This is a genomic window from Microcoleus sp. S1D4 (assembly GCF_036700765.1).
Classification (GTDB): Bacteria; Cyanobacteriota; Cyanobacteriia; order Cyanobacteriales; family Microcoleaceae; genus Microcoleus.
Map to the genome: position 1 here is coordinate 1 of NZ_JAUBPP010000010.1, position 13,013 is coordinate 13,013.

General features: G+C 45.1%; 15 protein-coding genes. 7 read left to right on the top strand and 8 right to left on the bottom strand.

The features are described from left to right. Window positions 1–181: 181 nt before the first annotated feature. Entirely contained in the window at window positions 182–955 is a 774-nt protein-coding gene (locus QT998_RS12385) for a hypothetical protein (RefSeq protein ID WP_333115549.1), read from the bottom strand. Continuing rightward, complete coding sequence (locus QT998_RS12390; RefSeq protein ID WP_442921966.1) at window positions 922–2,871, bottom strand: DEAD/DEAH box helicase family protein; 1,950 nt, start codon at window positions 2,869–2,871, stop codon at window positions 922–924. Before QT998_RS12390 ends, QT998_RS12385 begins: the two co-directional genes overlap by 34 nt. Here QT998_RS12390 and QT998_RS12395 point away from each other — a divergent pair. From QT998_RS12395 to QT998_RS12410, 4 genes are read left to right on the top strand one after another with little or no spacing between them, the layout of a single operon-like run. Then, on the top strand, window positions 2,793–3,317 hold the full coding sequence (locus tag QT998_RS12395) for a hypothetical protein (RefSeq protein ID WP_333115544.1): 525 nt from the start codon (window positions 2,793–2,795) through the stop codon (window positions 3,315–3,317). The two genes, QT998_RS12390 and QT998_RS12395, sit on opposite strands and share 79 nt — an antisense overlap. 5 nt (window positions 3,318–3,322) lie before the next feature. Next, a complete protein-coding gene (locus tag QT998_RS12400; protein ID WP_333218021.1) occupies window positions 3,323–3,523 on the top strand; it encodes a hypothetical protein in 201 nt (66 codons plus the stop codon). 50 nt (window positions 3,524–3,573) lie between these two features. After that, entirely contained in the window at window positions 3,574–3,780 is a 207-nt protein-coding gene (locus QT998_RS12405) for a hypothetical protein (RefSeq protein WP_333115538.1), read from the top strand. Further along, window positions 3,777–4,172, top strand: a complete 396-nt coding sequence (locus QT998_RS12410) for a hypothetical protein (RefSeq protein ID WP_333115536.1) — start codon at window positions 3,777–3,779, stop codon at window positions 4,170–4,172. Before QT998_RS12405 ends, QT998_RS12410 begins: the two co-directional genes overlap by 4 nt. A gap of 73 nt (window positions 4,173–4,245) precedes the next feature. Here the strand turns inward: QT998_RS12410 and QT998_RS12415 are convergent, their stop codons facing one another. From QT998_RS12415 to cobU, 3 genes are all read right to left on the bottom strand, one after another. After that, window positions 4,246–6,318 carry an ABC1 kinase family protein gene (locus tag QT998_RS12415; RefSeq protein ID WP_333115535.1) on the bottom strand — a complete coding sequence of 691 codons (2,073 nt, stop codon included), beginning with the start codon at window positions 6,316–6,318 and terminating at the stop codon, window positions 4,246–4,248. Between the two features lie 77 nt (window positions 6,319–6,395). Beyond that, window positions 6,396–6,818 carry a hypothetical protein gene (locus tag QT998_RS12420; protein ID WP_333115533.1) on the bottom strand — a complete coding sequence of 141 codons (423 nt, stop codon included), beginning with the start codon at window positions 6,816–6,818 and terminating at the stop codon, window positions 6,396–6,398. Between the two features lie 277 nt (window positions 6,819–7,095). Next, entirely contained in the window at window positions 7,096–7,668 is a 573-nt protein-coding gene (gene cobU / locus QT998_RS12425; protein WP_333115530.1) for a bifunctional adenosylcobinamide kinase/adenosylcobinamide-phosphate guanylyltransferase, read from the bottom strand. A 214-nt stretch (window positions 7,669–7,882) separates the two neighbouring features. Between cobU and QT998_RS12430 the strand changes: the two genes are divergently transcribed. Further along, the gene (locus QT998_RS12430) at window positions 7,883–8,854 is read left to right on the top strand and encodes a glycosyltransferase family 2 protein (protein WP_333087397.1); all 972 of its coding nucleotides are present in this window, start codon (window positions 7,883–7,885) and stop codon (window positions 8,852–8,854) included. Window position 8,855: 1 nt separating this feature from the next. On the opposite strand, the gene QT998_RS12435 is transcribed toward QT998_RS12430, so the two are convergent. Beyond that, on the bottom strand, window positions 8,856–9,068 hold the full coding sequence (locus QT998_RS12435) for a hypothetical protein (protein WP_223300923.1): 213 nt from the start codon (window positions 9,066–9,068) through the stop codon (window positions 8,856–8,858). Here QT998_RS12435 and QT998_RS12440 point away from each other — a divergent pair. Beyond that, window positions 8,995–9,912, top strand: a complete 918-nt coding sequence (locus QT998_RS12440; RefSeq protein WP_333133190.1) for a glycosyltransferase family 2 protein — start codon at window positions 8,995–8,997, stop codon at window positions 9,910–9,912. The genes QT998_RS12435 and QT998_RS12440 overlap by 74 nt on opposite strands. Window positions 9,913–9,979: 67 nt before the next feature. Here QT998_RS12440 and QT998_RS12445 read toward each other — a convergent pair whose 3' ends face one another. After that, on the bottom strand, window positions 9,980–10,780 hold the full coding sequence (locus tag QT998_RS12445) for a cation diffusion facilitator family transporter (RefSeq protein ID WP_333115529.1): 801 nt from the start codon (window positions 10,778–10,780) through the stop codon (window positions 9,980–9,982). Window positions 10,781–10,835: 55 nt separating this feature from the next. Between QT998_RS12445 and hpsU the strand changes: the two genes are divergently transcribed. Further along, a complete protein-coding gene (gene hpsU / locus QT998_RS12450; RefSeq protein WP_333115527.1) occupies window positions 10,836–11,513 on the top strand; it encodes a hormogonium polysaccharide biosynthesis acetyltransferase HpsU in 678 nt (225 codons plus the stop codon). Window positions 11,514–11,681: 168 nt separating this feature from the next. Here hpsU and QT998_RS12455 read toward each other — a convergent pair whose 3' ends face one another. Then, entirely contained in the window at window positions 11,682–13,010 is a 1,329-nt protein-coding gene (locus QT998_RS12455) for a hybrid sensor histidine kinase/response regulator (protein ID WP_333087394.1), read from the bottom strand. Between the last annotated feature and the right edge of the window lie 3 nt (window positions 13,011–13,013).

A 13,013-nucleotide genomic window follows, 5' to 3' on the forward strand; every position in this document is an offset into this window, starting at 1 on the left:
TGGTTATTAAATGGGATCGAAAAATCAAAAATAAAGGCAATGCTATTTTATCCGGTTTAGCTGCGTAGCAGCTTATCTCAACCCCTCGATAATCCGTCGATCGTGAAAGTAGTAGAGCACCCTACAAGTTGATTGTCCTCATGCCCATTGCATAAGTGCTGTTGAAAAAACCGGGTTTTTATTATGGGTTGTTTTCAAGCGCAAGTGATTCTCCGATTAGACTGTAAAGTTCTCTAAGTTGCTCAGAGTCCAAAGCTTTAATTAGTGCCTCTCCAGCTCTTTTGGAATTATGTCGAGGAATCTTTACATATAAAGGGGTATTTAGGCTACTAGATGGAACTTTTTCTGACCAATCTTTCACCAGTTTCCGTCCCAGATCGGTGATTTGGTAATAACCACGTTTATTACCAGATAATTGTTCAATCCATCCCAAGTCTAGCCAGCATTTTTGCCGGAGATATATTGGGCTAGATGTGAGACGCAATACTTGCTTAATCTTGGCTGCATTAATAGGCTGATTATCCGCACAACGTTGAACCAATTTAGAAAAATCATGAAGATATTTTGACGGAATTCCGTGTTCTTCAGCTTGGTCTTCGTTAAGCTCAAACGTCTTTGCATTAGGTGATGCTAATTCTTGAATGATTTTGTCAATATCTGACGGATCGCAACCCAAACCAAATGGTGGTTTAGCCTTGCACAGTTCCTCATAAGTATTGAATGGCTTTCCGCGATCGTCAACAAGCTGATGATAGCCAGAGAATTGCTTCATCAGATCGCACCATGCTTTCAATTGTTGAGCATTGAATGCAGCATCATGTAGGGCTGATTGCAGTTCCAGCCTTACAGCGATCGCCCAGGGGCGCGATCCAGGAGGTGCATTCAGTTCGCCTGCATTGCCGAGAGTTTCTATGTGAGCTTTCAATTGTTCATTGGATAGTTGCTTTGTAGCCATGCCCACACCTGCCTCAATTCTTCAAGTGTCATTGCTGCGCGTCCCTTGCGAAATTGTTTGACAATTTCCCCATTAATGGTTTTGAACTCCATACCATTCTTGGCTGTATAGTGACGGACATAATTTTCAATTTTGTCTCGTATAATATCGCGCTCTTCACTGGGAGTTAAAGTTTCTTTTTTCTCAATTAAATAATCATGACTATCTTTGGCTTCTGGCTCCTGATAAGCATCTAGAAATCGTTTCATTTGCACGGTACTAATTCCACCCAATCCAACCTTTTGCATTGCTGATTGGATTTGAGCAGTCTCAGCATAATCAACTGTTTCCCCATTACTTAAATCAGATGCTCTCGATCGTGTCAAGCTTGAATTTAATGCGATACTACTATTATATCGCCGATCATTACTTTTGGCATCATTATCCCCAGTACCACCATTATCATTATCACGCTTATTTAATTCTCTTTCTCTAAGAATTGGCTCTTGTTCCGCTATGATATCTTGTACGCATTTAGTAGCCAACTGGTCATCTGGAAGATAAATCAACCCTGTTTTTTTCAAGTCTCCAGCTTCTCGATCAACTCTCGCAGCCCTTGCCCATGATTGTTCGAGCCAAGGCTTACTTCTGATATTAGTTAAACAGGCAACATGGGTAATTGCCGGAACATCAAGTCCTTCATAAGCCATTGCCACTGTTACTAAAGCATCAACTGCCTTTGAATCGCCGTAATTGTAGTGCTTCTTAAATCTTTTAATTGAGGCTTGCGCTTCTTTCGATTCATCACTTGTGGCTTTTAAGGCTTTGACTCCTAACTTTTTCAGCCACTCTAAATATTGATTAGCTGTTGCTATTGAGGGCGCGAGTACCAATAGCTTAGATCTGTGGTTCTTTTCTTTATGTGACTTCCAATTATCCACACATTTTGTGAGTAATTGCTCGGCGTATCCGGTACTAAGCGCTGTGCGAAGTGCTATACCCCTATAGTCTCCAGCCTCTGCTAAGCTTTCGACTGAACATTCTTGCCCTTGCTCGTCGATCCATTTAGCCTCCCCATCACCCCATTCAAAATGGAGAGGAACGATCGCACCCTCTCTGAGTGCTTGTCCTCGCGTATATTCAATAACTACGGTATCTTCACTACTAGATAGGGTGGGAGTAAGACCGCTAGGAGTTGCTTTATAGGGCATAAAAGCAATTGGCTTCCGATCTCCACGTTCACCAGTTCCTGTTACCAAGATAACCAATACAGCATTATCTACCAACGGCTGCAACGCTCTATGCCATGCTCCATCTTCCTCAACATGATGAAACTCATCCAGCACTAAAATATAACGCTTGCGTCGAATCTCTTGAGCATGAAGGTCAGGACTTGCTGTAATAGCCTGGTATGTAGCTGCATAGCCAGACATTCCCTTGCATGGATTAGGCTCATTATTATTTGCCATAATTCTATGCTGATGCCCTAGCATATTTTTGAACTGCCAATCTTCAAATTGTTCTTCTGCTTGATTTTGGAGATTGAGTCTAGGAACCACCCAACAAATTGCATCAGCTATAGTTCCATGAAAGCTGTTCCCAGAATTAGAATTTGGAATTAACTTTGCCGCAGCAATTACTGGGATAAGACTTTTACCGCCTCCAGGCGTAACAATCATAAGAATTTTTTTGATTTGTTCTCCTGCCTTTATGCGTTTACATATTTGTAAAAACTCATCTTGATGCTTTCTTAAATTAACAGGTTCTTTAGGAGATTGTGAAAAAATATCTAATTGGATTGCATCTGTCATGTTTCTGTTCTCCTCAGCAGTTTTTTGATAATGACATTTAGGGCATAATGCCTGCATTTCATGGACATTGGTTCTCTGAGTTTCTGCCCATCGCTCAATGTGATCTGCGTGCCAATCTGAAGGCAAATCACATCTGCAATGCTGGCACTTGCCGTTGGTGGCATACCAGAGGGCAGCCCGTAGCCGTTTCGATCGAAGGAAGCGACTCTGATTCTGCATCTGAAAAAGCTATAAGGCTTACGCAGCAAGTAAAAAAATCTACTGTAGAAATTTTATCTGTTTTTGAAGTTTTAGTCAACATCAAAATTTTATGGGCTAGCTGTCTCCATTTTTGTGAAGAGGACGATCGTGAAGCAGCGACATCTTGCTGGAACAACGCCGTGGCGATGACTTGTTCTGCTGTTCCGGTAGCAACATTTCTTAATGCGGTGGGGTTGCCGTTTCTTGGCTGTATTGGTATGATAACGTATATCGCGCAACCGCGCAACCGCGCAACCGCACAAAATGCAGTTAAACTCATCCGCAGTCAACCGCCGCCTCGCCAGATGCGAGAATACGGTATGCGCGTATGAGAGACATGGCTAAAAAAATTCCACCTGAAATGGCTGAACTAAGCGTTTACGTAGATAAAAAGCTAAAGCTGCGATTCAAACTAGCTTGCACAGCTCAAGAAAAGCCGATGAGCGAAGTCATCGGTTTATTGATGAAGCAATGGCTAGAGATCACAGAAACCCCGTCAAAGTCTCAAACTCAAGCGGGGCAAAACGTTCCAGACTGAGGAGTAATTAAGCAAATGACCTCTAGCGCAGACAGATTTGTGAGGGACAAATGTTGAGAGACGCAGACAACCCAGAAAAATCTTGGGAAGACTTGGAAGCCGAACTCGCTGAACGCCCGGACAGACCTTTTTATGCTCGGAGTGACGCAGAAGCTGCTAAGCGATGCGAACAGCAAAACCGCGAAGCAACCAGACACCCTGATGTAACCGGAAAAACCTACTACACCTGTGACGATAAAAAAAGGAAAAACCGATGACCAAATATCAATTAACTCCTGCCAAATACCACCATGTACAAGTAGTTGTCTCCCTAAATCGCGTTCATTTAGACAACTATGAAAATCCCGATCGCGCAATTGCAAAACTGATCGAACTCGGTTACACTCCAGAACTGCGCTATCAATGGAATCCAGAACGCAACGAATTCGATCTATACGCCCTAATTCATGACTTACCGCTGGAAAAATCGCTAATGACCGATGAAAAATGTCAGGAATTTTTCAACCATTTCAAACACAGCCAAATATATTCGATCGGCTGCGGTAACGCTGACCCCGATTGGCTATTTGCTTGGGGTTTTGATGACCCCCGCCGTCACGCCAAGCCAGAAGAAATTGAACCTTTGCCAGCAGCTACAGCATTAGCTTAATTAAAAGAACGCAGATCAAATCCCATCTGCGTTCATCTGTGTTTATCTGCGGCCCAAAAAACGCCAAATCAAACTACTTCGCAGCCGGCAAAGACAACTGAGGCGAAGGATGAGAATAACTACTATTTTCCGCAATCACCAAAGGCGGTTCCTGCGACAACAAAAACTCGCGAATTAATCTCGCAACTGCCCTTTGCGCTAAACCGCCTACGACTTGCTGGCCCATGTTCTGCACTTCGCGTTTCAGCAACAATTGCGGCAGTAACTGCAATACTTTCGTGGTGTCAAAACCGGGCGTTGATTGCAATATTCCCCAAATTCGCTTGATGTGTTCTAGGTTTTTTTGTTCGGTTTGTGAAACTACTGGTTGATTTGCCTTGACTCCAAACCATTCGCCTACTACGGCTTTGGCGTTAGTAAAGGCATTGCTGGAAATTATGTCCAAATTTTTCACTAATTCGGTGACGATGCGATCGCGAATAAAATCTCCTCTTTCAGAGAATAAATATTCTAAGGCTTGATTCAGGATTTTGCTGACATCGTAATCGTCACTCTCGCGGGCATTGTTCAGCAAGTTTTCTAAGCGGTTCCAGCGGAATTCGCCTTGTTTGAACAGCAAATCTTTCAGAGATGCTCTTAATTCCGGTGCAGGGTCGCTCAACAGCCGTTTTGCTACGTAAGGATAGGCTTTGCTGAGCACTTTGAATTCGGGGTCAACGTTGATGGCGATGCCTTCTAGGGTGACGAGCGATCGAATAATCAAAGCATAGTAAGCTGGAACTCGGAACGGATATTCGTACATTACGGCGGAAAGTTCGTCAGTAATGCTTTTGAAATTGAGTTCGGCAACACTAGCACCCAAAGCATTGTTAAATACGCCCGCCAAAGCTGGAATAATTGGCGTTAAATCGGTATCCGGTGTCAAAAATTCTAACTTGACATAATCTCTAGCTAAACCTTCAAAATCGCGGTTGACCAAATGCACCACAGCTTCCAACAAGCCGTATCTCTGATAAGGTTTAACTTCGCTCATCATTCCGAAATCGAGATAAGCTAGTTGACCGTCAGGAGTTGCCAAAAGATTGCCGGGATGCGGGTCGGCGTGAAAGAAGCCGTGTTCTAGAAGTTGTCTGAGAGAACACTGCACCCCCACTTCAATTAAGTAAGGAGCGTCGATTCCTTGAGCTTTGACTGCTTCTAAATCCGTGAGTTTGATGCCGGTGATCCACTCCATTGTCAAGACGCGGCGGCGGGTATATTCCCAGTAGATTTTGGGAACGTAAATATCTTTGAGATTTCCGTATAATTGGGCGAAGCGTTCGGCATTTTGTCCTTCGTGGGTGTAGTCCATTTCTTCGTAAATGCGTTCGCCCAACTCGTCCATAATTCCCGCTAAATCGCTGCGAATTATTTTGAAACTGTTTTGCGCCCAAACTGCGGCGCGCCGCAGGATGTAAATATCTAAGCCAATGTTTTCGGCTAAACCCGGCCGCTGCACTTTGATGGCGACGATTTCTCCGGTTTTGAGTTTGCCTTTGTAGACTTGTCCGAGGGAGGCTGCTGCGATCGGATCTGCGGTGATTTCGGCGTAAATTTCGTTGGGGTGTGCCCCTAATTCTTCTTGTATAAATTGATATGCTACTTCGTTGGGAAACGGTGGCAATTGGTCTTGCAGGGTTGTTAGTTCTTCTAAATATGCCGGCGGTACTAAGTCGGGACGAGTTGAGAGTGCTTGTCCTATTTTGATGAAAGCTGGGCCGAGTTGGCTGAGAATTTCCCGGAGGCGCACGGCGCGGCGCTTTTGATTGGCTGCGGTGCGCCCTCTTTTTTTGTCCCACCACAAACTGAAGGCAAAGCTAAAAAATGTCCAAACAACACTCGACAGCCGTCCCCAGACTTGCAGGGGGCGATTTCGGTATTGGGCTGCGATCGCCGCTGGATCGTAGCGCACAGCTTCTCCGGCCAACTCGTAAGCGATATCTTTGGCTGATTTGAGCGGTTCGGGAGTGGCGACCTCCGTCTCTAGTGATACTGGTACTGCTTGCAGGGGAATTGTATTTGCATCTTGGAGATTGCCGAGTACAGCCTGAGTCCCTGAATTTGCATAAGTTTGCGGGGAGGCTGGCGATACTGTCTTGACATTCATAAATCAGACCTAGTGTGAAGCATTGTAAATATATTGTAACAATTTAAGGAAGAAGACCCTTCTTCCTTCTTATATACTTACTCCCCGCTGGATCTTTGGAGTCGATCGCGAATGCCTGATAGTTGCGATTGGCTGCTGACGGGCGATCGAGGTTGGGGCATTTCGGTATCGGGCCAGTTCGGTAAGTCGTTACAGGGACAAAACTCCGGGGGCATTCCGGTTTGTTGGAACACTACGGGCATAGCGCAGCGCGCGCAGGGACTGATTTCCCAAGCTGGTGTCAGCAGTTGGGCAATTGTTTCGTTTGTGCCTTCGAGGTAACAGTCTCCGCTGTCGCGGGAGATGATTTTTTGCCAGCAGTCTTCAAATTCCTGGCTGTAGCGATCGCCGGCATTTACCGATTTGGGCAGCAGCGCTTCGGAACCGTTGCGAATTAATACTTTTTTGCCTAACTGAAACCAGTAAGCAATATATTTTCTTACTTCACTATCTGATGCCATAACTTTTAGTCAACCCTTCAACTAATTGATGATTTTAGACTTTCAATTTGAAATTAGCACTCTTTCTCAAGAGACATTTTATATTTTACATTATTTCAAAATTTGGCTATTCCTCATGTCAAATTGTTGTGCTATTTGCCCTGGGGAGTATGTTTTTTGACTAATTTCTGTGACTCTTGAGTTTTCAATCTTAGTTAAAATTATACCTGATTTTTAGTTAAAATTGTCGTTCGGGAAACCGAGATGTTTTCTCTCTTGTCGATCGCGACTCCGGCTGTTAATTTTTCAAGGGCGGCAGCGGTGTACCCAGAGCCCTTAGATTCAAGGCGTAACCTCCGGTGGCGAGATAAACAGTATCGGCGATCGCCCCGATGTGGCGCACGAGAGTACCGAGGCGATCGCGAAACAGCCGCCCCGCCGGATAAGCAGGCACAACGCCCCATCCGGTTTCTTCCCCTACCAAAATTACATCAGCCGCCGCCGACTTCAAACAGGCGAGCAAATCTTGCTGCGTAGTCGCCCAAACAGCAGCTTCTTGTTCCAAAAGATTTGCCGTCCAAGTTCCCAGGGAATCAATCAACAAACAATCCGACGGCTTGCTGGCCCGCACAACGGCCGATAATTCGATCGGCACTTCTAGAGTTGCCCAATCAACTGGGCGGCGATTTCGGTGCTGATCGAGGCGACGAAGCCACTCCAAATCCGTTTCATCAACCTGACCGGTAGCCACATAGATTACTTGTTTTCCCAAACCCGCCGCCAGAGTTTCGGCCCATTCACTTTTGCCACTTCGGGCCGGCCCAGTTACTAAGATTAATTGTCTCGATGTGGTGGGTTCTGAGTTACTCATTAGTCATTAGTCAGCAGTCATTAGTCAGCAGTCACATACAAAGGATTAAACACAATTATCCATTACCAATTACCAATTACCCATTACCCATTACCCATTACCCATTATGATTTAAACGGCCAACTACCAAATGCTTTTTAAGCGATAATAGCATTGATGAGACAATATCAGAGTAAGTCGATCGAGAACCCCCGTATTTCCCAAGCTGTTATTTATGCCAGATCATCCTCAGATATCAGCGATTATTTGCACCCACAATCGCGCCGCCTATTTAGGTGGGGCGATCGACAGCTTGCTGGTACAGGATTTTCCCGACAACTTTGAAGTAGTAGTAGTGGATAACGCTTCTAGCGATTATGCAAGCCCCGAAAGTTCGATTTCGCGCACCCGCGAGGTGGTAGAAACAAGACAGGGCGATCGGCGCCTCAAGTACGTGTGGGAGCCCGAAATCGGTCTGTCAGTAGCCCGGAACACCGGCGCAAAGCAAGCTCGCAGCGAAATATTAGCTTATCTCGACGACGACGCTATTGCTGAGCCAAATTGGCTCAGGGTGCTGCACGCGGCTTATCAAAGCAATCCAAAACTCGCCGTAGCTGGTGGCAAAGTCAATTTGCTCTGGCCTTCGGGAGTCAGCCCGCCCGAATGGCTGTCAGCGGGATTGGCCCAGAACTTGGGAGCATACGATTTAGGCGATACTTGCCTGTACGTGACTGCTGCCGGTTTGACTCCCAGGGGAGTAAACTACTCAATCCGGCGCGCTTTTCTCGAACAAATTGGCGGCTTCGATGCCAAACTCGGTAGAGTCGGCAAAAAGTTGCTGTCAAATGAAGAGTTGCGGGCCACAGAATTAGCTTTAGAGTTAGGTTGGCAAGTAGTTTATCTACCGGATGCCCTGGTGCTGCACAATGTCGCGACAGAAAGGCTCAACAAAGCTTGGTTTCTAGAGCGCGGGTGGTGGCAAGGCATCAGCGAGTGTTATCGCGAACAATTGTCCGATCGAGCCGGTATTGCTCAGCTTGGGCGGGGGGGTGAAAGAATCTTGAGGGGTGTCTGGAAGTCTTTTAAATATATTAGAGATCCAGGGCTGCGCTTTGAAAATTTCGTTTTTGCCTGGGGTCAAATCGGTTATTTGAGCGCAGCCATCCGCGGCCTGATTTTTGCACCGAAATCGACCAGCAGGCATTAGGCTATAGGCAATATCCCTCGCTGCTCAAGTCGTCGGCGCGGCTGTGCCGATCGCACTTCATCCACCAAAACTCGACCGCATTTAGGTTCAAGCACTCGATTATGACATCTAGTTCATCCAAGATTCCGGTTTCAGTTCTCATTCCGGCAAAAGACGAAGAACTTAATCTACCTGCGTGTCTGGCCAGCATTGCCAGGGCGGATGAAGTTTTCATGGTTGATTCCCAAAGCAGCGATCGCACGGTGGAAATTGCCATCAGCACCGGCGCAAAAGTAGTGCAATTCTACTTCGACAAACGCTGGCCGAAAAAGAAAAATTGGTCTTTAGACAATCTACCCTTTCGCAACGAATGGGTATTAATTGTCGATTGCGACGAGCGCATTCCGCCGGAACTTTGGGACGAAATCGCGCGGGCGATCGAAGACCCCAATTTTGACGGCTACTACCTCAACCGCAAAGTCTTATTTTTAGGTCAGTGGCTGCGTTACGGCGGCCGATATCCCGACTGGAATTTGCGTTTGTTCAAGCATCAAAAAGGACGTTACGAAAACCTCGGCACTGAATCCGTACCCAATACTGGCGACAACGAAGTTCACGAGCACGTCATTTTAGCCGGTCAAGTCGGCTACTTAAAAAATGACATGATCCACGAGGATTACCGCGATTTATTTCACTGGATAGAACGGCACAACCGCTATTCTAATTGGGAAGCTCGCGTTTATTACAATATTATTGAAGGGCGCGACGACAGCGGCACTATTGGCGCTCACTTATTTGGAGATGCAGTGCAGCGGAAACGCTTTCTAAAAAAAGTTTGGGTGCGGCTGCCTTTTAAACCCATGCTCAGATTTATTTTATTTTACTTCATTCAGCTCGGCTTTTTGGATGGAAAAGCTGGCTATATTTATGCAAGGTTATTGAGTCAATATGAGTATCAAATTAATGCCAAACTTTACGAGTTGCGTTGTTGTGGTGGTCAGTTGAATGTGGCAGAATCTCAACCGCCTCTCTCGCCACCAGTAGTTATCACTCAGGAGACTGAAGTGAAATTGCCTTAATATTTTGGAGGCATGGGGGAATTGGGAATTAGGAAAGCCAGCCCCGACCGAGTGGCTTGAGACATTTTCATTTAATAAGTTCTTCTAGGGATGGAAAAAGTAATTTTTCGGCGCTCACTTTTTCGCAATCACAAGGCTGTTGACTTGCGGATATTGCTGATACTTTTCCTAGCAGCAATTGGATGCTTTCGATTAGCAATGGTAGAGTTAATAAAATAATTGATGCAGAGACTAGCAAGCTAATTAAGCCGTCAGCCCAATTCCAGTGTAGCCACGCGACGGCGATCGCAGCTAAAATTACTCCAACCGACGAAAAAATGTCGGCGACTGCGTGCAGAAAGGCGCTTTTGAGATTCAAGTCGCCGTGACAGCAGGAATGCAAGCAACAAGCATTAATCGAGTTGATGCTTAAACCGACTATGGCGGTAATTAACATCGGGAGGCCTTCTACTTCGGGAGTTGGGGACTGCAAACGGCCGATCGACTCTGCGGCAATCCACAGGGCGATCGCCACTAAACTGATACTATTAATTAAAGCAGCAATGATTTCTCCTCGTTCGGGGATTGACGATTGTGCGATCGTACAATCTACGGATTTACTTTTGCGTTTGACTGAGGAGTACCAAGTCGCTGTCAAAGTTATTGCTAAAGCTGCTACATCTGAAAAAACGTGACCCGCATCTGCTAATAGGGACAAACTATGAGAATTAAGTGCGGCGATTAACTCTGCTACAAAAAAGCTGCTAAGCAGTACCAATGCTGTTTGTAAAAGTCGAACTTTGCCAATTCTGGGATTTGTTGTATTCTCGCATTGTGCGATATCCTTGGCGTTTTCCGAGTCAAAATTGTCCCTAACTAGAAATGTCATGCAGCAGTCCTTAAGGTTAAACTCGATTTTAAATTAAACATTAAATTAACTATCAATGACCGATTATATACCAACTCCGCACCAAGATCCGGAAAATCCGATCGCAAATTCCCCAAATTCTCCAATAAACGATCGTCCAATTAGCGACAATCACGCAAATACTTTCACAGGCGAATCTTTAGTTGATTTGCGCCGCTACGATCAATCAAAGTTCGATCGAGGAAAGCCTACTTGGGTAATTTTGCTTTGGTGGTTCGTGCAGGCGATCGTATTTCCTCTCACTCCACACCCTTTTAACGGCATCAGAAGCGGGTTGCTGCGGTTATTTGGAGCGAAAATAGGTCGGGGTGTGATCATTCGCCCCACGGCTCGTTTTACCTATCCTTGGAAAATTGCCATCGGAGACTACAGTTGGATCGGAGATGATGTTGTATTGTACAGTCTCGCTCGAATTGCGATCGGCAAACACTGCGTCATTTCTCAAAAAAGTTACCTTTGCACCGGCACCCACGATTCCCAAGACCCAGCTTTCGGCTTAATAACAGCACCTGTGATCATTAATAACGGCGTTTGGATTGCCGCCGACTGCTTCATTGGCCCTGGTGTAGAAATCGGTGCTAACGCTTTAATTGGAGCTCGCAGCAGCGTCTTTAAAAATATGCCAGCCGGCTTTGTTTGCACGGGAACACCCTGTCATCCGCGCTACCTGCGAGAAATTAACCAAAGTTCATAAGACACATTGCACCGGGAAACTAAGGAATGAAAATTTAATAACTTAAGCGACTGCTCGTTACCAGGCTCTGCCTGGTAATGCAGATAGGCGAGGCTCTGCCTCCTTTGAGGAAGGCAACTTACAGGAGAGAGGACTGTAGAAGGTGTTTAAGTTATTAAGTTTTCGATCCTAAGCAGCTTGACAAGCTTCCTGCCGAATAGGAATTTCAATGACAAATTCTATTCCCTTTTCTTCTGTAGGTTGGCAGTACAATCTACCCCCATGCTTTTCAACGATAATTTGGTAACTGATAGATAACCCCAATCCAGTTCCCTTACCGATCGGTTTTGTAGTAAAAAAGGGGTCAAATAGTTTCGGTTGTAGGGTTTCGCAAACTCCTCTACCGTTGTCACTAATATGAATAGCTACCGAATCCTCGTCAATTACTTTTGTACTAATCTGAATGCGGTTCGGGTGTTGTTTGATTTCTGAAAACGAACGCTGCTGATTAGATTCATCTAAAGCATCAATGGCATTAGCAAGAATATTCATGAACACTTGATTGAGTTGTCCAGCATGGCATTCTACTGGTGGAAGCTGACCATAATTTTTTATTAGTTCAATCTCAGGATGCTCTGGTTTTGCTTTTAAACGATGATGCAGGATGGTGAGCGTACTATCAATTCCTTCATGGATATTTACTGCTTTCACGTCTGCCTCATCCCCGCGAGAAAAGATTCCCATAGACTTGACAATCTCCTGGATGCGCTGCGTTCCTAAATGGATTGAGTTAAGAACTTTGATAAAATCTTCCTCCACAAATTCTAGTTCTATTTCATCCATTGCTGCTTGAATCCGAGGGGTGGGATTTACATAATCTTCTTGATAGAGATGTATAAGTTTTAGTAAGTTATGAGCGTACTCTTGGGCATAACCCAGATTGCCAGATATGAAATTTATAGGGTTATTTATTTCATGAGCAATCCCAGCCGCCATTTGCCCTAAGCCGGACATTTTCTCGTTTTGGATTAACTTAAGTTGCATTTGTTGTAAATTATCATAGGCTTGGCTGATTTCTACAACTTTTTCCTCCAATAACGTATTTTTTTCCTCTAATTTGTCAGCTAGAACATGAAGCTTTAAATGCAGCTTGACGCGAGCTAATACTTCTTCTTGTTGGAAGGGTTTGGTAATATAATCTACAGCTCCAAGCTTAAACCCCTCAACTTTATTGGCCGTATCCGAGAGCGCCGTCATAAATATAATCGGAATCTGTTTAGTTTCTGGATTAGCTTGTAATCGACGACAGGTTTCAAATCCATCAATCTCTGGCATCATGACATCTAACAAGATTAGATCGGGGAGAGCATATTTGACTCGCTCTAGTGCCATTTTGCCCGATTTCGCAACCCGAACTTCAAATCCTTCTTGGCTTAAGGCATCAGACAAGACACCCAAGTTAGCTGAATTGTCATCAACTATAAGAATCGTACCCTTTGCTTGAATTTCTGAAGTCATAAA